The organism is Aeromonas sp. V90_14, from assembly GCF_029967615.1.
In the GTDB taxonomy this organism is placed as follows: Bacteria; Pseudomonadota; Gammaproteobacteria; order Enterobacterales; family Aeromonadaceae; genus Aeromonas; species Aeromonas hydrophila.
Genome location: NZ_JASCAS010000001.1, coordinates 39,761 through 62,788 on the forward strand (window position 1 = coordinate 39,761; position 23,028 = coordinate 62,788).

Annotated in this window: 24 protein-coding genes; 15 read left to right on the forward strand and 9 right to left on the reverse strand. The window is 63.2% G+C overall.

Going from position 1 to position 23,028, the window contains the following annotated elements; genetic code table 11:
* Nucleotides 1-4: 4 nt before the first annotated feature.
* Entirely contained in the window at nt 5-1,141 is a 1,137-nt protein-coding gene (gene carA, locus QLG02_RS00150; RefSeq protein ID WP_016351187.1) for a glutamine-hydrolyzing carbamoyl-phosphate synthase small subunit, read from the reverse strand.
* Nucleotides 1,142-1,829: 688 nt separating this feature from the next.
* On the reverse strand, nt 1,830-2,642 hold the full coding sequence (gene dapB / locus QLG02_RS00155; protein WP_282464193.1) for a 4-hydroxy-tetrahydrodipicolinate reductase: 813 nt from the start codon (nt 2,640-2,642) through the stop codon (nt 1,830-1,832).
* A gap of 310 nt (nt 2,643-2,952) precedes the next feature.
* Between dapB and QLG02_RS00160 the strand changes: the two genes are divergently transcribed.
* The 4 genes from QLG02_RS00160 to serA all read left to right on the forward strand — a co-directional run bounded on the left by QLG02_RS00160 (nt 2,953) and on the right by serA (nt 7,430).
* On the forward strand, nt 2,953-4,287 hold the full coding sequence (locus QLG02_RS00160; protein ID WP_011706538.1) for a Na+/H+ antiporter NhaC family protein: 1,335 nt from the start codon (nt 2,953-2,955) through the stop codon (nt 4,285-4,287).
* Between the two features lie 131 nt (nt 4,288-4,418).
* Nucleotides 4,419-5,018, forward strand: a complete 600-nt coding sequence (locus tag QLG02_RS00165; RefSeq protein WP_282464194.1) for a 5-formyltetrahydrofolate cyclo-ligase — start codon at nt 4,419-4,421, stop codon at nt 5,016-5,018.
* A gap of 185 nt (nt 5,019-5,203) precedes the next feature.
* The gene (gene rpiA, locus QLG02_RS00170) at nt 5,204-5,857 is read left to right on the forward strand and encodes a ribose-5-phosphate isomerase RpiA (protein WP_011706540.1); all 654 of its coding nucleotides are present in this window, start codon (nt 5,204-5,206) and stop codon (nt 5,855-5,857) included.
* Between the two features lie 340 nt (nt 5,858-6,197).
* Complete coding sequence (serA, locus tag QLG02_RS00175) at nt 6,198-7,430, forward strand: phosphoglycerate dehydrogenase (protein WP_024946386.1); 1,233 nt, start codon at nt 6,198-6,200, stop codon at nt 7,428-7,430.
* A gap of 190 nt (nt 7,431-7,620) precedes the next feature.
* Here the strand turns inward: serA and QLG02_RS00180 are convergent, their stop codons facing one another.
* A complete protein-coding gene (locus QLG02_RS00180) occupies nt 7,621-8,001 on the reverse strand; it encodes a diacylglycerol kinase (RefSeq protein ID WP_011706544.1) in 381 nt (126 codons plus the stop codon).
* 155 nt (nt 8,002-8,156) lie between these two features.
* Here QLG02_RS00180 and QLG02_RS00185 point away from each other — a divergent pair, with 155 nt between their 5' ends.
* Both QLG02_RS00185 and aac(6') read left to right on the forward strand, forming a co-directional pair.
* The gene (locus QLG02_RS00185) at nt 8,157-9,221 is read left to right on the forward strand and encodes a 3-deoxy-7-phosphoheptulonate synthase (RefSeq protein ID WP_017410874.1); all 1,065 of its coding nucleotides are present in this window, start codon (nt 8,157-8,159) and stop codon (nt 9,219-9,221) included.
* A 6-nt stretch (nt 9,222-9,227) separates the two neighbouring features.
* A complete protein-coding gene (aac(6'), locus tag QLG02_RS00190) occupies nt 9,228-9,686 on the forward strand; it encodes an aminoglycoside 6'-N-acetyltransferase (RefSeq protein ID WP_282464195.1) in 459 nt (152 codons plus the stop codon).
* Between the two features lie 21 nt (nt 9,687-9,707).
* On the opposite strand, the gene QLG02_RS00195 is transcribed toward aac(6'), so the two are convergent.
* From QLG02_RS00195 to QLG02_RS00205, 3 genes are all read right to left on the reverse strand, one after another.
* Nucleotides 9,708-10,493 carry an ATP-binding cassette domain-containing protein gene (locus QLG02_RS00195; RefSeq protein WP_181014921.1) on the reverse strand — a complete coding sequence of 262 codons (786 nt, stop codon included), beginning with the start codon at nt 10,491-10,493 and terminating at the stop codon, nt 9,708-9,710.
* Nucleotides 10,480-11,487 (reverse strand): vitamin B12 ABC transporter permease BtuC, encoded by a 1,008-nt coding sequence (btuC, locus tag QLG02_RS00200; RefSeq protein WP_103828718.1) that lies wholly within the window; start codon nt 11,485-11,487, stop codon nt 10,480-10,482. Before btuC ends, QLG02_RS00195 begins: the two co-directional genes overlap by 14 nt.
* A gap of 100 nt (nt 11,488-11,587) precedes the next feature.
* Entirely contained in the window at nt 11,588-12,319 is a 732-nt protein-coding gene (locus QLG02_RS00205; protein ID WP_029300033.1) for a transporter substrate-binding domain-containing protein, read from the reverse strand.
* Nucleotides 12,320-12,432: 113 nt separating this feature from the next.
* On the opposite strand from QLG02_RS00205, the gene QLG02_RS00210 reads away from it, so the two are divergent.
* The 4 genes from QLG02_RS00210 (at nt 12,433) to QLG02_RS00225 (ending at nt 16,158) form a co-directional block, all read left to right on the forward strand.
* Nucleotides 12,433-12,789: a DMT family protein gene (locus QLG02_RS00210; RefSeq protein WP_005302630.1), complete on the forward strand. Its 357-nt coding sequence runs from the start codon at nt 12,433-12,435 to the stop codon at nt 12,787-12,789.
* Between the two features lie 60 nt (nt 12,790-12,849).
* Nucleotides 12,850-13,989 carry a type IVa pilus ATPase TapW gene (gene tapW, locus QLG02_RS00215; protein ID WP_011706550.1) on the forward strand — a complete coding sequence of 380 codons (1,140 nt, stop codon included), beginning with the start codon at nt 12,850-12,852 and terminating at the stop codon, nt 13,987-13,989.
* Nucleotides 13,990-14,271: 282 nt separating this feature from the next.
* Nucleotides 14,272-15,543, forward strand: coding sequence for a glucose-1-phosphate adenylyltransferase (gene glgC, locus QLG02_RS00220; RefSeq protein ID WP_011706551.1), 1,272 nt, complete (start codon nt 14,272-14,274; stop codon nt 15,541-15,543).
* Between the two features lie 135 nt (nt 15,544-15,678).
* Nucleotides 15,679-16,158, forward strand: coding sequence for a WbuC family cupin fold metalloprotein (locus QLG02_RS00225; protein WP_282464196.1), 480 nt, complete (start codon nt 15,679-15,681; stop codon nt 16,156-16,158).
* A 111-nt stretch (nt 16,159-16,269) separates the two neighbouring features.
* Here the strand turns inward: QLG02_RS00225 and QLG02_RS00230 are convergent, their stop codons facing one another.
* The 3 genes from QLG02_RS00230 to QLG02_RS00240 are packed head-to-tail and all read right to left on the reverse strand — an operon-like array spanning nt 16,270 to nt 19,065.
* The gene (locus QLG02_RS00230) at nt 16,270-16,512 is read right to left on the reverse strand and encodes a FeoC-like transcriptional regulator (protein ID WP_011706553.1); all 243 of its coding nucleotides are present in this window, start codon (nt 16,510-16,512) and stop codon (nt 16,270-16,272) included.
* Entirely contained in the window at nt 16,509-18,782 is a 2,274-nt protein-coding gene (feoB, locus tag QLG02_RS00235; RefSeq protein WP_282464197.1) for a Fe(2+) transporter permease subunit FeoB, read from the reverse strand. Before feoB ends, QLG02_RS00230 begins: the two co-directional genes overlap by 4 nt.
* Nucleotides 18,783-18,837: 55 nt before the next feature.
* Nucleotides 18,838-19,065, reverse strand: a complete 228-nt coding sequence (locus QLG02_RS00240) for a FeoA family protein (protein WP_005302641.1) — start codon at nt 19,063-19,065, stop codon at nt 18,838-18,840.
* A 119-nt stretch (nt 19,066-19,184) separates the two neighbouring features.
* On the opposite strand from QLG02_RS00240, the gene QLG02_RS00245 reads away from it, so the two are divergent.
* The 5 genes from QLG02_RS00245 to QLG02_RS00265 all read left to right on the forward strand — a co-directional run bounded on the left by QLG02_RS00245 (nt 19,185) and on the right by QLG02_RS00265 (nt 22,959).
* Nucleotides 19,185-19,514, forward strand: coding sequence for a stress response translation initiation inhibitor YciH (locus tag QLG02_RS00245; protein ID WP_282464198.1), 330 nt, complete (start codon nt 19,185-19,187; stop codon nt 19,512-19,514).
* Between the two features lie 256 nt (nt 19,515-19,770).
* Nucleotides 19,771-20,328 carry a TMEM165/GDT1 family protein gene (locus QLG02_RS00250; protein WP_010633534.1) on the forward strand — a complete coding sequence of 186 codons (558 nt, stop codon included), beginning with the start codon at nt 19,771-19,773 and terminating at the stop codon, nt 20,326-20,328.
* A 198-nt stretch (nt 20,329-20,526) separates the two neighbouring features.
* Nucleotides 20,527-21,465: a DUF2157 domain-containing protein gene (locus QLG02_RS00255; protein ID WP_282464199.1), complete on the forward strand. Its 939-nt coding sequence runs from the start codon at nt 20,527-20,529 to the stop codon at nt 21,463-21,465.
* The gene (locus tag QLG02_RS00260) at nt 21,458-22,465 is read left to right on the forward strand and encodes a DUF4401 domain-containing protein (protein ID WP_282464200.1); all 1,008 of its coding nucleotides are present in this window, start codon (nt 21,458-21,460) and stop codon (nt 22,463-22,465) included. The genes QLG02_RS00255 and QLG02_RS00260 overlap by 8 nt, the downstream gene beginning before the upstream one ends.
* Entirely contained in the window at nt 22,462-22,959 is a 498-nt protein-coding gene (locus QLG02_RS00265) for a GDYXXLXY domain-containing protein (protein ID WP_282464201.1), read from the forward strand. Before QLG02_RS00260 ends, QLG02_RS00265 begins: the two co-directional genes overlap by 4 nt.
* Nucleotides 22,960-23,028: the final 69 nt, after the last annotated feature.

Here is a 23,028-nt window from a genome sequence, read left to right on the forward strand (position 1 = left end):
CCTCTTAAGCGCGATACTGCTTGATCAATTCAATAAAGTGGTCGAACAGACCGGCACAGTCGTGCGGGCCCGGGCTCGCTTCGGGGTGACCCTGGAAGCTGAAGGCCGGACGGTCGGTGCGATGGATGCCCTGCAGTGACCCGTCGAACAGGGAGACGTGGGTCGCGCGCAGGCAATCCGGCAGGGTCTGCTCGTCCACCGCAAAACCGTGGTTCTGGGCGGTGATCATGACGGTGTTGTCGTCCAGGCTCTTCACCGGATGGTTGGCACCGTGGTGGCCAAACTTCATTTTGATGGTCTTGGCGCCGGAGGCCAGACCCAGCAGCTGGTGACCCAGGCAGATGCCGAACACCGGGATATTGGTCTTGAGGAAGGCCTCGATGGCCTCGATGGCGTAGTCGCACGGCTCGGGGTCACCGGGGCCGTTGGAGAGGAAGATGCCATCGGGGTTCAGCGCCAGTACCTCGGCAGCCGGGGTCTTGGCCGGCACCACGGTCAGGCGGCAGCCGCGGTCCACCAGCATGCGCAGGATGTTGCGCTTGACGCCAAAGTCATAGGCCACCACGTGGTATTTGAGCTGGTCGGCAGCCGGGGTGACGTGCCCCTTGCCAAGCTGCCAGCTGCCCTCGGTCCAGTTGTACGCCTCGCCAACCGTCACCTCTTTGGCCAGATCCATCCCCTTCAGGCCGGGGAAGGCGCGGGCCTGTTCGAGGGCATAGGCTTCATCAACCTGTTTCCCGGCCAGAATGCAGCCAGCCTGGGCGCCTTTCTCGCGCAGGATGCGGGTCAGTTTGCGGGTGTCGATGTCGGCGATGCCAACGATGTTGTGAGACTTGAGGTATTCGGAGAGGGATTGCTGATTGCGGAAATTGGAGGCAAGTATCGGAAGGTCCCGGATGATCAATCCCTGCGCGTGGATTTGACTGGACTCTTCATCTTCGCTGTTGGTGCCGGTGTTGCCTATATGGGGGTAAGTGAGGGTGACTATCTGACGGGAATAAGAGGGATCGGTAAGGATTTCCTGATAGCCCGTCATCGACGTATTGAAAACCACTTCACCAACGGAACATCCCTCGGCGCCTATCGACACGCCTTTGAACACAGTTCCATCTTCCAGCACTAGCAATGCAGTGTGATTCAAGACAACCTCCAGTTATTTAGCTTTAAATTCAGCAATTTACCTGGGTGTTGCGGGCTCGGTTCCGGCCTTGGACAGGACTCGAACCCGGCAGATTTCTGGCAAATTGGGCGCATTCTACTTAAAAACGATCGCATTTCAACGTCTTTTCTCATCTGAAATGCATCTAAATTCAATAAACAAGCAACATTACCCATTATCTATGCACTCAATCGCTTTGCAACCCCCACCCTGAAAAGAAAAGGCAAAAGTTGCTGCCAATCCAGACCAAGAGGCCAGCATTGATACAAAAACCAATTTTTAATCCTTAAAAAACAATGCAATGAAGTTTCATATAAAAAATCTCAACGCCTGCAAGCAGCTTTTTTAGGGAGGATGAGTGGCCTTGAAAAATGTAAAACGTTTTTCTGTGTTTGAATTTTTAGTCTGTTTTGATGGATGTAAAAAAATGCCCTTGCAGGGGCTATTGAGGCCCAATTTCGTTACCAGCCGATGACATTTGTGCAATGGCAGATCCGGCGCAGCAGCAGAGAAGAAGGGTTTAGGCCACTTCGCATTAAAATCGCTGCGTAATCGCCATTTATACAAAATCACCAATAAAAAACCCCGCATGAGCGGGGTTTTTAGCAGACGAACGGGCCGGGCAGCCCCTTCGGGCGCACCACGGGGACCTGGGTGTCAGTGGATGTGGTTACTTGAGGCCGAGCACGTCCTGCATGTCATAGAGGCCGGCGCCCTGCCCCTTGAGCCATTTGCCGGCGCGTACCGCACCGTTGGCGAAGGTGAGGCGGCTGGAGGCCTTGTGGCTGATCTCCACCCGTTCGCCGATGTCGGCGAACATGACGGTGTGTTCCCCCACCAGATCGCCGGCGCGAATGGTGGCAAAGCCGATGGTGTTGCGATCCCGCTCGCCGGTGATCCCCTCGCGGCCGTAGACAGCGCACTCTTTCAAGTCACGTCCGAGCGTCTTGGCCACCACCTCGCCCATGGAGAGCGCGGTACCGGACGGGGCATCCACCTTGTGTCTGTGGTGCCCCTCGATGATCTCGATGTCGGTGTAATCCCCCATCACTTTGGCGGCCTGCTCCAGCAGCTTGAACACCAGGTTGACGCCGACCGAGTAGTTGGAGGCGAAGACGATGCCAATCTCGCCGGCGGCGGCCTTGAGCGCCGCCTTGCCCGCGTCGTCAAAGCCGGTGGTACCGATCACCATCTGCTTGTGGTGGGCCCGGGCGAAGGCCAGGTTGGCCAGGGTCACCTCGGGGCGGGTGAAGTCGATGATGAGATCAAACTCGTCCCGTACCTTGTCCGGGCTGTCGCTGATGATGACGCCGAGCCGACCCAGCCCGTTGAGTTCGCCGGCATCCAGCCCGATCACGGCGGAGCCCGGTCGCTCCAGCGCCGCCCCGACCACCACGCCCTCGGCATGGCTGATCGCCTCCAGCAGCACCTTGCCCATACGACCATTACAGCCCATCACGGCCACACGGATCGGATTGTCCATCTCCACCCTCTCATCTCTATTAAGGAAAGAGACCGTTTTACCAGCCTGCGCCCGCTTTGAAAAGCCCGCCGTGGCCGCCGTTAGTCACCCGAAAATTCAACGACATATCTCTTTAAATCCGAATATTTGACGGATTTAATCAATTAAGCAAAATCACCAGACAAAAAGCAGCATCCATCTGGACGGCTATCTTGACCGGGCGGGCACGACTCACTACTGTAGACGCCCCATAGCGGCAGGATGCCCGCCACGCTCACCCCACTGCGGGCTGGCTGAGACAGGGAGGTCATGTTCAACCATCGAGGAACACATGATCCAGACTCAACCCAGCGCCAGAGCCCTGCTGCCTCTGCTGGTCTTTCTTGCTCTCTTTATCGGTACCGGCACCTGGCTGACCCTGCAGGGGGTCGAGTTCGCCTTCTATCAGCTGCCCGCCCCCGTCGCCGCTCTCCCCGCCGTCATGCTGGCGCTGGTGCTGGGCAAGGAGGGGTTCAACAAGAACCTCGAGACCTTCTTCAAGGGGGTCGGTGACAGCAACATCATGGCGATGTGCCTCATCTATCTGCTGGCGGGTGCCTTCGCCACCGTGGCCAAGGCCACCGGCGGGGTGGATGCCACGGTCGCGCTCGGCCTCTCCCTCATCCCCGGCTGGTTCCTGCTGCCGGGGCTGTTCCTCATCTCCGCCTTCATCGCCACCGCCATGGGTACCTCCATGGGGACCATTGGCGCCGTGGCACCGGTGGCGCTCGGTGTGGCCCAGGCCGCCGGCATCGATCCGGTGCTGATGGCGGGCACCATCCTCTCCGGCGCCATGTTTGGCGACAACCTCTCCATCATCTCCGACACCACCATTGCGGCCACCCGCAGCCAGGGCTGCGAGATGAAGGACAAGTTTCGCGAGAACTTCAAGATTGCCGCCCCGGCCGCCATCGGGGTGATCCTGCTCTATCTGACCCTGGGGTCGGTCGGGGATGCCCCTGCCACCGAGGCCCATGTCGAGCTGCTCAAGGTGATGCCCTACCTGCTGATCCTGGTGCTGGCCCTCTCTGGCATGAACGTCTTCATGGTGCTGGGGCTCGGCATTCTGGCAGCCGGCGGGGTCGGTCTGCTGGGGGATTACCCCCTCGGCCAGTTCAGCAAGGACATCTATCAGGGCTTCACCGGCATGCAGGAGATCTTCCTGCTCTCCATGCTGATCGGCGGCCTCGGCGCCCTGATGGAGCGCCAGGGGGGGCTGGCCTGGATAAGCTGCCGCATCAGCGCCCTCATCGCCCGTTTCACCCGTCAGCATGACGGCGAGCAGAACGAGAAGGCGGCCGAGCTCGGCATCGCCGGGGTGGTGAGCCTCACCAACCTCTGCACCGCCAACAACACGGTGGCCATCATAGTCGCCAGCAAGGTGGCCAAGGAGCTGGCGGATCACCACGGGGTCACCCCGCGCCGCGCCGCCTCCATGCTCGACATCTTCTCCTGCGTGGTGCAGGGGCTCATCCCCTGGGGCGCCCAGGCACTGCTGCTGGGCTCCATCTTCGCCCTCTCGCCGCTGGCGGTGGTAAGCATGAGCTTCTACCCCATGGCGCTGGCGCTGGCCGCCCTAGTGGCGGTGTTCGTCAAGCACCAGATGCGCAAAGCCGCCCACGCCTGATGGTGCGGTCGCCGGGTCCCCCGAGGATCTGGCGGCCGAGCCGCGCTGTTCAACCCGGCGCGGCCTTGTTAAGGTGATCGCCTGTCAGCGCGATCCGCTCGTTGCCCCGCCCGTTCATCAGAGGAGCCCCCATGCCGGATACCCAGCCTGAAAGACAATCCCTGCGCCAGCTCATCCGCCAGCGCAGAAAGAGCCTGACCCAGGCCGAGCAGCAGCAGGCGGCCCAGCAGCTGGTTGCCCAGTTCAAGCAGCATCCCGAGATCCTGGCGGCCAGACGCATCGCCCTCTATCTGGCCAACGACGGCGAGCTCAATCCCCTGCCCGCCATCCACTGGCTGTGGGCCCAGCAAAAAGAGGTCTACCTGCCGGTGCTGCACCCCTTCACCCCGGGCCACCTGCTCTTCTTGCGCTACACCGCCACCAGCCCCATGACCCGCAACCGTTATGGCATCGCCGAGCCGGAGCTCGACATGCAGCAGGTGGTGCCCCACAGCATCCTCGATCTGATTTGCACGCCGCTGGTGGCGTTCGATGCGGCGGGCAACCGGCTCGGCATGGGCGGCGGCTACTACGATCGCACCCTCGCCTGCTGGCATGAACATCGGCTCGGCCCCAAGCCGCTGGGGCTCGCCCACGACTGCCAGCAGGTGGACGCGGTACCGCAGGAAGAGTGGGATGTACCGCTGCCCCAGATCATCACCCCCAGCCGCTGCTGGCACTTTCCCGGCTAGGACCATCCGCCCCGTCTGCCGCACTCGTCGCTCCCTGCTGACGCAGCCATGGTGCAATGACATGGCGCAATAAACAGGCAAACGATTTACATCTTGCGAGTTTTTGGCCCGGAACGTGAGCTGGGTGGTCGCTCTGGGGGGGCGGCTTGGATATAATGCGGCCGCTTTTTTCCAAAGGATCGATCATGACTCAAGATGAAATGAAGAAGGCGGCCGGTTGGGCTGCGCTCAAGTATGTGGTTCCCGGCACCATCGTCGGGGTAGGCACCGGCTCTACCGTCAACCACTTCATCGATGCACTGGCGACCATGAAGGACGAGATCAAGGGGGCAGTATCCAGCTCCGTGGCCTCCACCGAACGCCTCAAGGGCTTCGGCATCACAGTGTATGACCTCAACGAGATCGACGCCCTCTCCGTCTACGTGGACGGTGCCGACGAGATCAACGGCACCCGCGACATGATCAAGGGCGGCGGCGCAGCCCTCACCCGCGAGAAGATCGTCGCCGCCGTGGCCGACAAGTTCATCTGCATCATCGACAACACCAAGACGGTCGACGTGCTCGGCACCTTCCCGCTGCCGGTGGAAGTGATCCCCATGGCCCGCGAATACGTGGCCCGCGAGATCAGAAAGCTGGGCGGCAACCCGGTCTGGCGTGAAGGGGTGGTCACCGACAACGGCAACCACATCCTGGACGTGAAAGGCATGGCCATCACCGACGCCAAGGGGCTGGAAGTACAGCTCAATGCCATTGTCGGCACCGTCACCAACGGCCTGTTCGCCCACCGCGGTGCAGACGTGGTGCTGATTGGTACTCCCGACGGGGTCATCACCCAATAAAGTTGCCTGCCAAGAGGCAGCTCAACGGCATCATGGTCGGCACCGTCACCAACGGCCTGTTCGCCCACCGTGGGGCAGACGTGGTGCTGATTGGTACTCCCGACGGGGTCATCACCCAATAAGGTGCCTGCCAAGACACCCCAATGAAAGACGGCGCCCCATGGCGCCGTTTTTATTGGTTGCTCAATGAGTTGCAAACCCTCGTTTACAACTATCGTTGAAAACTTCAAAGAATTTGACTTTCGTCACAAATATTCCCTCTCCCAAACGTTTTTGCTACTTTACGGTTTTCTTCACACACCATATCTGCACTCACTTTTGCAAACATAGAGGGATCGTCATGACCGCCAAGTTTTCATTGGACAAGGATAAAATCAAGGTACTGCTGCTGGAGGGGGTTCACCCCAACACGGTGGAAACCTTTCGTGCCGCAGGTTACACCAGTGTGGAGTATCTGAAGACCTCTCTCTCCGAAGAAGATCTGATCGAGCGCATTCGTGACGTGCATTTCGTGGGGCTGCGCTCGCGCACCCAGATCACCGAGAAGGTGCTGGATGCCGCCAACAAGCTGGTGGCCATCGGCTGCTTCTGCATCGGCACCAACCAGGTCGAGCTCGACGCCGCCCATCTGCGCGGCATCCCGGTGTTCAACGCCCCCTTCTCCAACACCCGCTCGGTGGCCGAACTGGTGCTGGGCGAGATCCTGCTGCTGCTGCGCGGCATCCCGGAGAAGAACGCCAAGTGCCATCGCGGTGTGTGGGAAAAGCTGGCCAACCGCTCGGTGGAAGCCCGTGGCAAGAAGCTCGGCATCATCGGCTACGGCCACATCGGCACCCAGCTCGGCATCATCGCCGAGAGCATCGGCATGAAGGTCTACTACTACGACATCGAGAACAAGCTCTCGCTCGGCAACGCCATCCAGGTGCCGAGCATGGTCGAGCTGCTCAACATGTCCGACGTCATCAGCCTGCACGTGCCTGAGACCGCCTCCACCAAGGATCTGATCGGTGCCGAGCAACTGCGCATGATGAAACCGGGCGCCATCTTCATCAACGCCTCCCGCGGCACTGTGGTGGATATCGATGCCCTGGCCGATGTCATCAAGAGCGGTCACATCTCCGGCGCCGCCATCGACGTCTTCCCAAGCGAGCCCAAGTCCAATGACGAGGAGTTCCTCACCCCGCTGCGCGGGCTGGACAACGTGATCCTGACCCCCCACATCGGCGGCTCCACCCAGGAGGCCCAGGAGAACATCGGGCTGGAAGTGGCCAACAAGCTGGTCAAATACTCGGACAACGGCTCCACCCTCTCCGCCGTCAACTTCCCCGAGGTCTCCCTGCCCGGCCACAAGGGCTCCAGCCGCCTGCTGCACATTCACCGCAACCAGCCCGGCGTGATGAACCAGATCAACCAGATCTTCGCCGACGAGGGGATCAACATCGCCGGTCAATACCTGCAGACCAGCAGCCACATCGGCTACGTGGTGATCGACGTGGAGACCGAGCACAGCGAGAAGGCGCTGGCCAAGCTCAAGGAGATCGGCGGCACCATCCGTGCCCGGATCCTGCACTGATTGGCCTGCAGAGCCGTCCAGCAAAAAGCCCGTCGTGATGACGGGCTTTTTTATGCTGCAGCGCCTGAATCCTGTTCGCCCCCAGCTCCCCTCGCGGGAGAAGGGGTTGGGATGAGGGGAGAAGAGACCTCCCTCACCCAGTCATCTCCCAAAGGAAAGAGCAATGACGCGAGAGAAAATGCGGCCTGACTTACCACCAACCCAGCAGGTTGCGTCCCACCAGGGCGCCCCACACCAGGGCGTTCAGGGCCAGCGCGATAAAGACGGCGGCGGAGCCCAGATCCTTGGCGCGACCGGAGAGCTCGTGATGTTCGGAGCCGATGCGATCCACCACCGCCTCGACCGCGGAGTTGAGCACCTCGACGATCACCACCAGCCAGCTGATGCAGACCAGCAGCAAGATTTGTTCGAGGGTATCGCCGATCCAGAACGCCAGCGGCATCAACAGCAGGATCAGCATCAGCTCCTGCCGGAAAGCGGCCTCGTTGATCCAGGCTGACTTGAGCCCCTTCATGCTGTAACCGGTTGCATTGATGATGCGGGTGACCCCGGTTGCCCCTGGCTTTGCCACGCTATCTACCTCATTTGGAATCGTTTTGGGGCTCACATCCTATCAGAGCCCCTCGAGGTTTCCATCAGGGGTTTTTTGCTTTATTTTATCCCTTTGCCTCTTCGGCACTCAGTCATTGCTACTGCCCACGCCACCCATTTCGAGAATCGAGTCGTATGTCCATTCACACCGATGAATTGCGCACCCGTCGCCTGGAGTCCCTGATCACTCCCAGCGAACTGGCGCACGCCTTCCCGTTAAGCGACACCGTTGCCCAGAATCTGCTGGATGCCCGCCGCGAAGTGGAAGCGATCCTGGCCGGTGAGGATCAGCGCCTGCTGGTCATCGTCGGTCCCTGCTCCATTCACGATCCGGCCGCCGCCCACGAGTACGCCCTGCGCCTCAATGCCCTGCGCGAGCAGTATAAAGAGAGCCTGTGCATCGTGATGCGCACCTATTTCGAGAAGCCGCGCACCATCGTCGGCTGGAAAGGCCTCATCAATGATCCGCGCCTCGATGGCAGCTTCGACGTCAACGAGGGGCTGAAACTGGCCCGCAAGCTGCTGGTGGACATCAACGCCCTCGGCATGCCCACCGCCACCGAGTTCCTCGACATGGTGACCGGCCAGTACATCAGCGACCTCATCACCTGGGGTGCCATCGGCGCGCGCACCACCGAATCCCAGGTGCACCGCGAGATGGCTTCCGCCCTCTCCTGCCCGGTCGGCTTCAAGAACGGCACCGACGGCAACACCCGCATCGCCATCGACGCGGTGCGCGCCGCCCGTCACAGCCACATCTTCTATTCCCCGGACAAGGACGGCAAGATGACCATCTACCGCACCGCCGGCAACCCCTATGGCCACGTGATCCTGCGCGGCGGTCACCGCCCCAACTACGACACCGCCAGCATCGATGAAGCCTGCGAAGCGCTGGCCGACGTGGGCCTGCCCGAGCGGCTGGTAGTGGATTTCAGCCACGGCAACAGCATGAAGGATCACCGTCGCCAGCTGCTGGTGGCGCAGGACATCTGTGATCAGCTGCGCCGCGGCCGCACCGGCATCGCCGGCATCATGGCCGAGAGCTTCCTGGTGGAAGGGCGGCAGGATGTGGAGAACGGCTGCGCCGTCACCTTCGGCCAGAGCATCACCGATGCCTGCCTCTCCTGGAGCGACACAGAAACCCTGCTGGCCATGCTGGCCGAGGCCGCCCTGGTGCGCCTTGCCAAGCAGCAGGGTTGAGTGCGGATGACGAACGCCGACTGGCGGATAGTGCCTCTCGATGAGACGCTGCTGGCACAGTGGGCAACCCTGCGCCAGCAGCTGTGGCCGCACCACGAAATGGCGGCCCATCTGCAGGACGGGGCCGAACTGCTGGCCGCAGCCCATCTCAACGCCTTTCTGGTGCTGGATGCGCAGAACCAGGCGGTAGCCTTTGCCGATGCGGCCCTGCGCCACGATTACGTGAACGGCTGCGAGAGCAGCCCGGTGGTCTATCTGGAAGGGGTCTATGTGCAGCCGGCTTCACGCCGGCGCGGGTTGGCCCAGGCCTTGATCGCCCGGGTGGCCCAGTGGGGCCGCGAGCTCGGTTGTCGCGAGCTGGCCTCCGACGCTGCCATCGACAACCTCGCCTCCCAGCAGTTGCACCAGCGACTCGGCTTTGCCGAAACGGAGCGGGTCGTCTTCTTCAAAAAGGCCCTCGGCTGACGCCAGGGCCTTGCTTGTCTCTCACAGGCTCGGCATAAACCAGACCCGGCCGCCCGCCTCGATGCGATCGGTCTTTATCTGAAACACCTGCGCCAGCAGCGCCTCGTCCACCAGCTCGACGCCCCCCTCCCGCACCACCCGTCCCTGTTGCAGACAGAGCAGGCGATCGGCCCAGTCGATGGCCAGGTTGATGTCGTGGATGGCGAGCACCACCAGCAACCCCTGCCCGGCCAGCTGCTTGAGCAGCCGCAGCAGCGCCAGCTGATGGTGCAGATCCAGCCCCGCCAGCGGTTCGTCCAGCAGCAATACGCGCCCGCCCGGATTGAGGCTCGGCCACACCTGCAGCAGGGTGCGGGCGATCAGCACCCGCTGCTGCTCCCCGCCCGACAGGCGGCTGAAGTCCCGCGCCAGCAAGGCTTCCAGCTCCAGCGCCTGGCACAGCGCCTGAATGGCCTCGTTCTGTCTGGCCGCAGGTTGAGCCTCATCGAGCCCCAGGCTCAGCACCTGGAACACCGGAATATGGAACAGCTGGGGCTGGCGCTGGGGCAGCATGGCCCGCCGCTGTGCCAGCGCCGGCCAGCTCAAGTCCGCCAGCGACGCCCCGCCGATGCGCACCTCCCCTTGCCCCGGCAAGAGGCCGGCCAGGGCGCCGAGCAGGGTCGACTTGCCGCTGCCGTTGGGGCCGAGCAGGGCTACCAGCTGGCCCCCCTGCCAGGCAAGGTCGAGGGGTGCGAGCCGGTTGGCGACGGCCAGGGCGCGGGCCGCCAGCAAGGGGGGCTGGCCCCCGAGGAGATCAGGTGCTGGCATGGGCATCTTGCCTCAACAACAGATAGATGAAGAGCGGGGCGCCGACCGAGGCGGTGATGACCCCGATGGGCAGCTCCCCCGCCTGCAGGGCGGAGCGGGCGATGAGATCGGCCGCCAGCAGCAAGGCGCCGCCCCCCAGCGCCGAGGCGGGCAGCAGGAAGCGCTGATCGCTGCCGCCACAGAGCCGCAGCAGATGGGGCACCACCAGCCCGACGAAGCCGATGACACCACACAGCGCCACCGCCATGCCGGTGAGCAGGCACACCGCCAGCACCAGCCGCACCCGCATCTTGTCCACATCGAGCCCCATCAGGCGGGCCTGGGTCTCTCCCAGCAGCAGTTGCTGCAGCGCCTTGCCCTGCCAGCCGAGCCAGCCGAGGGCGAGCGGGAACAGCAGCCACCACCAGGCCAGTTGCTGGCTGCCGTAGGCCAGGCTACCCATCATCCAGAACATGAATTCACGCAGGGAGCCGTCATCGGCAAAGTACATCAACCAGGTCATGGCGGCATTGGTGAGGATGCCGATGGCGACCCCGAACAGCAGCAACCGGGCGTGGCCGAGCCGGGCCCGGCGCGCCAGCCGAATGAGCAGCATGGTCACCAGTAGGGCGCCGCCAAAGGCCGCCAGCGACAACCCCCAGCCCGGCAGATAGACACCAAGGGCCTTGGCCACCGCCATCGCCACCATGGCGGCCAATCCCGCCCCGCTCGAGACGCCGAGCAGGCCGGGTTCGGCCACCGGGTTGTGCAGCATCACCTGCAGCACGGCGCCGCCACAGGCGAGCGCCGCCCCCGCCAACAGGGCCAGCAGGGCGCGCGGCAGACGCAGCTCCAGCAGGATGCGCTGCTCGAGATCCCCCAGCGGCTGCCAGGGCAGCAAGACGAATTCGCCCCAGGCGAGGGAGCAGAGAAACAGCGCCAGGGTCAGCAGCAGCAGACCGAGCAACCAGCGCCGCTGCCAGCGCTGCTGGCGGGCGAGCAAAGAGAGATACACAGAGGCTCTCCGAAGGTGAGAACGAGCCAGCGCCAGAGCTTGTCGAGCAGCTGGCGCGAGTCATGAAAAACGCATGATAACAGCGTGTTACTACCCGAGGTCAAGGCTGGTAAGGCTTCGCGAGGGCGGCGATCTCGCCGCTTGCCACCAGCTCCTGCAGCGCCAGTGCCAGCGGTTGCTGCAGCGCCTGATGGGGGGAGTGCTTGCTCATGCCCAGATAGAGCACCACAGGTTGCGGCGGCTGATAGGCCGCCTTGAGCAGGCCGGCCTCGTTGTCCTGGCTCAGGGCGTAGTCCACCTGGCAGTCGGTGCCGATCATCAGCGGCAGGTGGCCGCGCTGCACCATGCGCAGCAGCTGATCCTCGGTGGGCACCCCGTGCTTGTCGAGCCGGTTGTCGGCATCAAAGGGGGCAAAATAGGCCGAATTGAGCACATAGCCCACCTTCTTGCCCTGCAGGTCGGCGTAGGTGCGCAGGGTCGATACCGCCGCCGCCTTGCCGTAGAAGGCCGGCCGGCACTGATAGTAGGCCGGCTGCAGATAATCGATGAAGGCTGCCCGCTCCGCCGTCATCGCCAGCCCGATCATCAGGTCCACCTGGCCGGTCTGCATCTGCTTGAGCGCCCGCCCCCAGGGCACCCGTTTCACCTCGAAGCGGATGCCGCTGCGGCGCTGCAACTGCTGCAAGATGTCCATGTCCAGCCCGCCGAAGCGGCCGTCCGGCTGCACGATCCGAAACGGCGGCCAGACATCGGTGGCCACCGTCAGGGTCGGCGCCCCATGCACCAGGCAGGCAAACAGCAGACCAAGCACACCCCAGCTTGTCTTGCCCATCCCGTACAACCCTCTGTGACTTCATCCTTGATGGATTAAAAATACCCTGCCGCCCCACTTATGAAAACCCGTGGTTCGGAGATAAAATGCGATTGATTTTAAAGGAGAACCTAATGAACCCTATCTTTACCAGCATCGGCCTGCTGCTGTGCAGCAACGTCTTCATGACCTTCGCCTGGTATGCCCACCTCAAGAGCATGAATCACAAACCCTGGATCATCGCCGCCCTGGTGAGCTGGGGCATAGCGCTGTTCGAATACCTGTTGCAGGTGCCGGCCAACCGCATCGGCCACACCGTGCTCTCCGTCGGCCAGCTCAAGATCCTACAGGAGGTGATCACCCTCACCGTGTTCGTCCCCTTCTCCATCTTCTATCTGAAAGAGGATCTGAAATGGGATTACCTATGGGCCGGCCTGTGCATCCTGGGCGCGGTGTTTTTTGTTTTTCGCGAGAAACTCACCGGCGCCTGACGCTGTACACTCAATGACATTCGATGTAATTGCATCTGCTTGATAGACGAGGCAAAACCAATGGAATTGCGAGACATGCTACAGATCCTGGCCAAGCAGGATGGCTCCGACCTCTATCTGTCGACCGGCGCCCCCCCTTGCGCCAAGTTCAACGGCGGCCTGCGTCCGCTCAGTGAGACGCCGCTCGAGCCCGGCGAGGTGGCCAGAATAGCCGACGCCATCATGGACGGCGAGCAAAAGCAGCAGTTCGAGCGGGAGCTGGAGATGAACCTCGCCATCTCGCTGCCCCAGATCGGCCGCTTTCGGATCAACATCTTCAAGCAGCGCAACGAAGTGTCGCTGGTGGCGCGCAACATCAAGACCGAAATCCCCCGCTTCGAGGATCTGAAACTGCCCCCCGTGCTGCTCGACACCATCATGGAGAAGCGCGGCCTGGTGCTGTTCGTCGGCGGTACCGGCTCGGGCAAGTCCACCTCGCTGGCGGCCCTCATCGACCATCGCAACCGCAACAGCGGCGGCCACATCATCACCATCGAGGATCCGGTTGAATTCGTGCACCGCCACCGCAAGAGCATCATCAACCAGCGCGAGGTGGGGGTGGACACCCGCAGCTTCCACGCCGCCCTGAAGAACACCCTGCGCCAGGCGCCGGACGTGATCCTCATCGGTGAGATTCGCGATCGCGAGACCATGGAGCACGCGCTGGCCTTCTCCGAGACCGGCCACCTAGCGATTTCAACCCTGCACGCCAACAACGCCAACCAGGCGCTGGACCGCATCATCAACTTCTTCCCGGAAGAGCGCCGGCCCCAGCTGCTCAACGATCTGGGCAACAACCTCAAGGCCTTTGTCTCCCAGCGGCTGGTCAAAACCAGCGACGGTGGTCGCCGGGCAGCGGTGGAGATCATGCTGGGCACCCACACCATTCGCGACATGATCAAACGCGGCGAATTTGGCGGCCTCAAGGAGGTGATGGAGAAGTCCAAGGCCCTCGGCATGGTCACCTTCGACAGCGCCCTGTTCGATCTGGTGGTAGAGGGGGTGATCGACGAGGAGGAGGCGGTGAAGAACGCCGACTCGGCCAACAACCTGCGCCTCAAGATCAAGCTGTGGAAGGAAAAGGGCCAGATCGCGAGCAGCAGCGATGCCACCGGCTGGAGCCTCGAGCCCACCAAGGACGAGAAAGACGATCTGTTCTGACCTCGCCCGCCTCTGACAGTACCTGCAAACACCCGCTTCGGTGGGTGTTTGCACAAGAAACGCCCGCATCTGGCCGCCCTTCAAGGCCACCGCCTTCCCCGCCAGCCCAGCGCCGCCGTGACATCTGGTGAACTATCGCGCCATCTGCGACAGATTTTGTCATCACAAATGACAAAACCATCACTTCACCGAAAAGGCGTGTGAGAAGTGTGAGTGAAAGCACTTTCATACTGGCTTCAAAGGAGGCAGTATCAAGGAGTTCTATCAATAAAGGGGTATTCAATGTTGTTACAACCTGCCAATACAGCACAGTCCAGACAGTTGCTGAACGAGACCATGGCCTTGGTTCTCGCAGGAGGGCGGGGCAGTCGCCTCAAACAGTTGACGGACAACAGGGCGAAACCGGCAGTGCATTTCGGCGGCAAGTTCCGCATCATCGACTTCGTACTCTCCAACTGCATCAACTCCGGCATTCGCCGGGTCGGGGTGGTGACCCAATACAAATCCCACAGCCTGCTGCGCCACCTGCAGTCCGGCTGGTCCTTTCTGCGCTACCAGATGAACGAGTTCATCGACCTGCTGCCCGCCCAGCAACGGGTGGACGAGGTCAACTGGTATCGCGGCACCGCCGATGCGGTCTACCAGAATCTGGACATCATTCGCGATCACGGCCCCAAGTATGTGGTGGTGCTGGCGGGGGATCACATCTACAAGATGGATTACGCCGCCATGCTGCTCGATCATGTCAACATGGGGGCCAGGGTCACGGTGGCCTGCATCGAGGTGCCGCGGGATGAGGCGAGCGCCTTCGGGGTGATGGCGGTGGATGGGGATCGCAAGATCAACGCCTTCGTCGAGAAACCCGCCAACCCACCCGCCATGCCGGGCAAACCGGACACCGCGCTGGCCTCCATGGGGGTCTACATCTTCGAGGCCGACTACCTCTACCAGTTGCTGGAAGAGGATCTCGCCAACCCGGCCTCCCACCACGATTTCGGCATGGACGTGATCCCGCGGGTGGTGCAAGAGGGCACCGCCTACGCCCACCCGTTCAGCATGTCCTGCGTCGGCTGCTGCCCACAAAAGCGCCCCTACTGGCGCGACGTGGGCACGGTGGATTCGTTCTGGGAAGCCAACATGGATCTCGCCTCCGTCACCCCGGAGCTCGACATCTACGATCAGGACTGGCCCATCTGGACCAGCCAGAACATGACCCCGCCCGCCAAGTTCGTGCAGGACAGAAACGGCCAGCACGGCATGACCATCAACTCCATGTTTGCCGGCGGCACCATTGTCAGCGGCTCCTTCATCGTCAGCTCGGTTCTGTTTACCAATGTGCGGGTCGACTCCTTCTGCACCCTGGATCAGGCGGTGATCTTCCCCGGGGTCGAGATAGGCCCGGGCTGCCGGCTGCGCCGGGTGGTGATCGACAAGGGCTGCAAGCTGCCGGAAGGGCTGGTGGTGGGGGAAAACGCCTGCGAGGATGCCCGCCGCTTCTACCGCTCCGAGCAGGGCATAGTGCTGGTCACCAAGGAGATGCTGGCCAGATTGTGATGCCGAACAGTCATAGCAGAGGGAGTCAAAATGGCTCCCTTTTTACATTTGCTTACCGCTCGCCCCTTGCCTGACAGGTTGCCGGGCATGCTACTCTGCGCTCGGCCCTGCCTTCGTCTCACCATGGAATCGCATATGAAAAAACTGGATGTTGCCCGCCTTGCCAGCCTCGCCGATGAGGCCGCCCACTCCCCGCGCCTGCGCATGAACCACAACCTGCATCAGGAGCTGGCCGACCCCATCCAGCGCCTGGCCATCGCCATGGAGCCGGGCACCTATATCCGCCCCCATCGCCACCTGCAGACCTGGGAGCTGCTCACCTCGCTGCAAGGCCGCTTCGTGGTGCTCAACTTCGACGACGAGGGCACCGTCATTGCTCGTGCCGTGCTGGGGGAAGAGACCTCGGTGCTGGAGACCCCCGTCGCCAGCTGGCATGCGGTGCTCTCTCTGGATCCCGGCGCCGTCATCTTCGAGGTCAAGCACGGCCCCTACGCCCCCTTTCGGGAAGAGGACTTCGCCCCCTGGTCACCGGCGGTGGACGACTTCGCCGGCCAGCAGGCGCTGATGGCCTGGTATCGCCATGCCGAGGTGGGCCAGCGCTGGCCGGGGCGCTGATCTGCCCCCCACCCTTACGCGAACACTGCCAACACGGCGAACACGCGCCAATAAAAAGACCCGCCAGCGGCGGGTCTTTTTATATCTGAATGCGGGGGTTCGGGCGTGAGCTCAGCCCTTTTGCACCAGACCAATCTGGCCCGGCTCGCACCATTCGAACATCACCTCCTGGCTCTTGCCGCAGCAGGAGCCGCCACACACCTGGGTCTCTCGCTTGGCGACCCGCCCCTTGCGCATCCAGACGCCGAGCATGGCCTCCACCGCATCTTCCGAGGTGTGGAAGTGGCGGGCCAGCTCGCGCCGGCTCACCTTCTGCTGCGCGGCGAGGTACTCCCCCAGCTCGCGCAGGATCATAGGGTCACCACCTTGCGGGCGACGATGTCGCCGTGGCGACGACCGGCCCACCAGAGCAGCAGCAGGGAGCCGCCGTAGCTCGCCACCCAGAACAGGCTCTGCTCGGGGTGCGCGGCAAAGGTGGCCAGCTGATAGAAGACGGTGGCACACATGAAGGCCATGTAGTTGCACCAGGCGGCGGTCAGCAGGGCCCACTGGCGGCCGGTCTCCCGCACCAGGGCGCCCATGGCGGCGGCGCAGGGCATGTAGAGCAGCACGAACAACAGGTAGGCAAAGGCACCGGCCGCGCCATCGAAGTGGCTCTGCATGTTGCCGTAGGTGGAGACGTCCACCTCCTGCGCCTCGGCGGCAGCCTTCTGGTCATCCAGGTTGCCCACCGCCAGCCCCATGGGGTCGGTCGGGTCGATGTCGGCCAGATTGGTGGCGACCGCGGCGATCGCCTCCTGGAAGCTGTTCACCAGGGAGAACTCGCTCGCCTCCTCTTCCCCGTCGCCGCTGCCGGCGTAGAGGCTGTTGAGGGTACCGACCACCGCCTCTTTGGCGAAGATGCCGGTGACGATGCCGACCGTGGCCTGCCAGTTGTCATCGCGCACGCCGATGGGGTGCAGCACCGGGGTCACCGCCTGGCTGATTTTGCTCAGCACCGAGCTCTCCTGCTCCTGGTGGCCGAAGCTGCCATCGGTGCCGAGCGAGTTGAGCACGCTCAGCACGGCGACCACCAGAACTATGGTTTTACCGGCGCCGAACACGAAGGATTTGAGCTTCTGCCAGGTCTTGATGCCGACGTTGACCGGGCGCGGCCACTCGTAGTCCGGCATCTCCATCAGCATGGAGTCGCTCTTGCCCGGCAGCAGGGTGCTGCGCAGCAACAGGCCGGTGAGCACCGCCACCAGGATGCCGATGAGGTAGAGACCGAACACCAGGTTCTGGCCCGACTCGGGGAAGAAGGCCACCGCGAACAGGGCGTAGACCGGCAGGCGGGCACCGCACGACATGAAGGGGGCCATGGCCGAGGTCATCAGCCGCTCACGCTCGGAGTTGAGGGTGCGGGTCGCCATCACCGAGGGCACGGTGCAGCCAAAGCCCATCAGCATGGGGACGAACGCCTTGCCCGGCAGGCCGAGGCGGCGCATCAGGGCATCCACCACGAAGGCGGCGCGGGCCAGGTAGCCGGAGCTCTCCAGCACCGCCAGGAACAGGTAGAGGCAGCCGATCACCGGGATGAAGGTGGCAACGGTCTGCAAGCCCACCCCGAAGCCGTCCGCCAGGATGGCCCCCAGCCAGTCCGGCGCATGGATCAGCCCCAGCAGGTGGTGCACCCCGTCGACAAACAGGGCGCCGCCCATGATGTCGAAGAAGTCGATGAAGGCGCTGCCCACCTTGATGGCGAACATGAACATCAGGTACATCACCAGCAGGAAGAAGGGGATGCCAAACCAGCGGTTGAGCAGCACCCGATCGAGCCGCTCGCTCTGGGCCGCAGTGAGCTTGCCCTTCTGCTGGCACGCCTGGGCGGCCCACTGGTGAATGTGGCCGTAACGGATGTCCGCCAGTTGCAGGTCCACATCCTGCCCGTGGTGGGCGCGGGCCACCACGTTGGCGGCGGCGGCCTGCTGGCCGGGCAGCAGGGTCTCCTGCATCACCGCATCCTCTTCCAGCAGGCGCAGGGCGCGGCCACGGGTGGTGAGGTGGTGCGGGGCGAGCAGGGTCTCCAGCTCCGCCAGATCTTTTTCAAGCTCGCTACCGTAGTCCAACAGCAGCGCCGGCTGCGGCTGGCCGATAAACTGCTGGATCTGGTTCTTGAAGACGGCGACCTGCTGGCGGTTGTGGGCCGAGAGGGCCACCACCGGGCAGCCGAGGGTGCTGGCGAGCTTGCTCTCGTCGATGGTGATGCGCCGCTTTTGCAGGATGTCCATCTTGTTGAGCACCACCACCATGGGCAGCCCCAGCTCGCGCAGTTGCAGCGTGAGGTAGAGGGAGCGCTCCAGGTTGGCGGCATCGATGACGTTGAGCAGCAGATCCGGCTGCTGGCCCTCCACGAAGCGGCTGGCGATCTGCTCGTCCAGGCTCCCCTCCTGGTTGGCCAGGCTGTAGATGCCGGGCAGGTCCATCAGTTTGTAGTCGTGGCCCTGGGCGCTGAATTCGCCCATCTTCTTGTCGACGGTGACGCCGCTCCAGTTGCCCACCTGCTGGCGGGCCCCGGTCAGGGCGTTGAACAGGGAGGTCTTGCCGCTATTGGGGTTGCCGACGGTTACCAGGGAGTAGTTCATACCGGTTCAACCTCGATAGTGCTTTGACCAAGACGATTGTTTTGTGAGGTGTATTTCATACCGGCTCGACCTCGATTTGCTGGGCAAGGCTTTTTTGCATGGAGAGGCAGATCCCCTGACACTGGATCTGCAGCGGATCCCCGAGCGGGGCCGCGCGCAAATAGATGACTTCAGTCTGGGGCAACAAGCCCATCACCATCAGCTTGCGCCGCAGGGGACGGGTCAATTGATTCATGTTCTTGATGCGAGCACTCTGTCCCGGTGACAACTGCGCGAGTACCATGACTGACTCCTGAAGTTAAACAATAATAATTCTCTTTTACTTGGGGCATTATAATCCGTGTTTTCAACGCTTATTTGAGTAAAATCAAACTCCGCTTAGCTAACCCACAAATAACTGCCATGAGTCACGACAGCAACAGCCGCCTGGTTTACAGCACGGACGGCGGCATCATCAAAGAACAGAGCCAGCCGCAATCCGCCTCCCCCTTCCCCACCGACGGGGTGGTGCGCATCCGCCGCGAAACCAAGGGGCGCAAGGGCGCCGGGGTCATCACCATCCACGGCGTCCCGGCCGAACAGCAAAAGAGCATCGCCACCCTGCTCAAGAAAAAGTGCGGCACCGGCGGCGGCCTGAAAGAGGGGGTGATCGAGATCCAGGGAGACAAACGGGATCTGATCAAGGCCGAGCTCGAGAAGGCCGGTTTCAGCGTCAAGCTGGTGGGCGGCTGATCCCCGCGCCGCCCGGCTTGCGTCACTTTCGCTTTTTCCCTAGAATGCCCGCTCCCATCGAGGGGGAGTAGTCTCGCCAGCCGGCCCCAAACCGGTTCGCGACCCTGATCAACATACTTGGTGCCAACTCACCATGGTCAGGGTGATCCACGCCAGCCGCGGATTTGACAAGACCTTTGACGGGCCAGTGCCAATACCGGGGACGGATGGCGCAGGCTTGTCTCAGGTATAACAATTCCGTCCCCCGGTCATTTTTATGGAAGCCTTGTTAACCTCAACCCTCAGCGTGGCCATCGCCGAAATCGGCGACAAGACCCAGCTGCTGGCGCTGTTGCTCATCTGTCGTTTTCGCAAGCCCTGGCCCATCATCGCCGGCATGCTGGCAGCCACCCTGCTCAACCACGCCGGCGCCGCCTGGCTTGGTGAGTTCATCAGCCGCTGGCTCGATCCCAAGGTGATGACCTACCTGGTGGCCGGTGCCTTCATTGCCATGGCCGCCTGGATCCTGGTGCCGGACAAGATGGACGACGAGGAGAGCCCGCTCGACAAATACGGCCCCTTCATGGCCACCTTCGTGCTGTTCTTCATCGCCGAGATCGGCGACAAGACCCAGATCGCCACCGTGCTGCTGGCGGCCAAATACGACTCGCTGACCCAGGTCATCACCGGCACCACCCTCGGCATGATGCTGGCCAACGTGCCGGTGGTGCTGCTCGGCAAGCTGGGGGCCGATCGCCTGCCGCTCAAGGGGATCCGCATCGCCTGCGCCATCCTGTTTGTGGGCCTCGGGGTGAGCACCCTGCTGTTCGCCTGACCCGGCCGGGTCAGAAGGTGGCGAGGCAAGGGTGAGCACTTGCCGACGCCACTCCCGCGCCCATGTCGTGTCCTTGCAAGCCCCGCCCTTTGGCGGGGCTTTTTGCATCCGCTTGCCGGGCTGGTCGCGCCCGCAGACGGGGGCTGCCAATCGGCGCCATGGCCGTGGCATAATGCGGCAAACCTGATGGAGCATCCCATGCACTTCACTTCAAGACAGACGCTGCTCGACTGGGTCAGGCGTGGACGCCTCGCGCGGGCCAGTCTGCCCGCCGCCCTCGCCCTGTGCGAGCTGCCCCCCGGCCCTGCCCGCTGGCAGTGGCTGTTCGATCGGCTGCTGCTCTGGCTTGGCAGCCTGTGCCTCGGCGCCGGTCTGGTGTTCTTCGTTGCCTTCAACTGGCAGGAGCTGGGCCGCCTCTCACGCCTCGCGCTGCTGGAGCTGCCGCTGCTCGCCATGCTGCTGTTGCTGTGGCGCAAGCCCCTCGCCGACAGTCAGCGCCAGGCGCTGCTGCTCGCCATCGCCCTCAACATAGGCGCCCTGCTGGCGTTGGTGGGGCAGACCTACCAGACCGGCGCCGATCCCTGGCAGCTGTTCGCCACCTGGGCGCTGATGCTGCTGCCGCTGGCGGCGTTCGGCCAGAGCCCGCTGCTGTGGACCTTGAGCTGGCTGCTCGGCCAGCTGGCGCTGGTGCTCTACTGGCGGCTCGGCCTGTTCAACTTCTTCTTCGCCTTCAACGAGGAGGCCCTCGGCTGGTGCCTGACCCTGTTCAACGCCGCCCTCTGGGGCATATTGCTGCTGGTGCCCGCTCACTACCGGCTGATGCCCTCCTGGCTGGCGGGGCTGGCCGCCGGGTTCGGCGTTACCCTGCTGACCCTGCTGGCGCTGTTCGATGTCGCCTCCCCCTGGGTCTGGCCGGCCTGGCTCGGTTGGCTGGCGGCCGCCTACCTGCGCTGGCACCACAGATTCATCGCCGGGCTCGCCATGGGCTGCCTGAGCGTCATCGTGGTGGTGCTGACGGCGCTCGGCAAATGGATGGAGCCGGACGTGGACGGCTTCCTGCTGCTCTGCCTCATCGCCATCGGCCTGTCGGTGGCTGCCAGCCGCTGGCTGCAACAACAACGGAGGCCCCATGAGTGATCTGACCCCCTGGCAGCGACTGCAACGGGCCCAGCTGGTGGAGGGGGATGCCCCCCGTGACGACCAGCCCCACTGGTCGAGCCGCTTTCTGCTCGGCATGGTGGGCTGGATTGCCGCCCTGTTCCTGCTGTTCTTCCTGTTCATGTCGTTTTCCCAGCTCACCCGGGATGCCGACAGCGCCCTGCTGATGGGCGTCGTGCTGATGGTCATCGCCTTTTGCCTCAACCGCTTCGCCACCCGCAGCGATCTGTGGGATCAGTTCGTGCTGGCACTGGCACTGGCCGGCGATGCCTGGCTGCTCTACGGCCTGCTCGATCGGCTGGATCTGCACTCGGCCCCGCTCTGGTTCGCCCTCGCCCTGCTGTCGCTGGCCATCGCCGCCCTGTTCGAGCACTGGCTGATCCGGCTGTTTCACAGCTTCGCCGCCGCCATACTGCTCACCCTTGCCCTCGCCTGCCTCGGCCTGCAACTGCTGGCCCTGCCGCTGGTGATGACGGCGGTGGCGCTCTGCTGGCTGCAGGCCGAGCGCGATCCACTGCGCCATCAGCTCTATGAATCCCTCACCCTGGGGCTGGCGCTCTCCCTGCTGGTGCTGGGGCGCCTGCACCACCCGCTGTGGGACGGCGGCGCCAGCATGCTCGACGAGCTGGGCCACTCCCGCCTGCCGCTCTGGCTCAACCCGCTGCTCTGCGCCGCCCTGCTGCTGGGGCTGATGGTCCGGCTGAAACTGCCGCTGCTGTACGGGCTGCCGCTGGTGATGATCAGCGCCCTCATCCCCGGCATGGGGGCCGGCGCCCTGGTGCTGGTGCTCGGCTTCTATGCCGGCAGCGTCGGCCTGATGACCCTGGCCGGCCTGCTGCTGGTCGGCTTTGGCTCCCTCTATTACTACGATCTGGGGCTGACCCTGATGACCAAATCCTGGCTGCTGCTGGGCTCGGGCGCCCTGCTGCTCGGCGCCCGTCAGCTGCTCAAACGGCTGAGCCTGCGGAGCCCCTCATGAGACGACTCGCCCTGCTGCTGACCGGCCTCGCCATCCTGGCGGCCATCAATGTCACCGTCTGGCGCTACGAGCGCGCCATGAGCAGCGGCGAGGTGGTGCTGTTGCGCCTCGCCCCGGTCGACCCGCGCTCCCTGATGCAGGGGGATTACATGCGCCTCAACTACGAGCTGGCTCGCCAGCTTGGCAACCGGCAACAGGATGAGGCCCCCGCCGACACCCTGGTGATCCGCCTCGACGAGCAGCAGGTCGCCAGCTGGGTGGAAGGGGGCAAGCCGGATCAGCTGGCCCGCGATGAGCGGCGGCTGCAGGTGCGCCGCAGCGACGGCCAGTGGCTCATCGGCCCCGACGCCTACTTCTTCGAAGAGGGCTCCGGCGAGCAGTACGAGGCGGCGCGCTACGGCGAATTTCGCCTGCAGGAGAGCGGCAAGGCGCTGCTGGTGGGGCTGCGCGACGAGCAGTTGAAACCGGTGGGAAATACCAGAGCGCGCTGGTAACTACTGGCAATATCAGGCTTTTTTGCCCACACTAGGGCAAGATGATCGCCCGCGCTACGCCAAGGAATG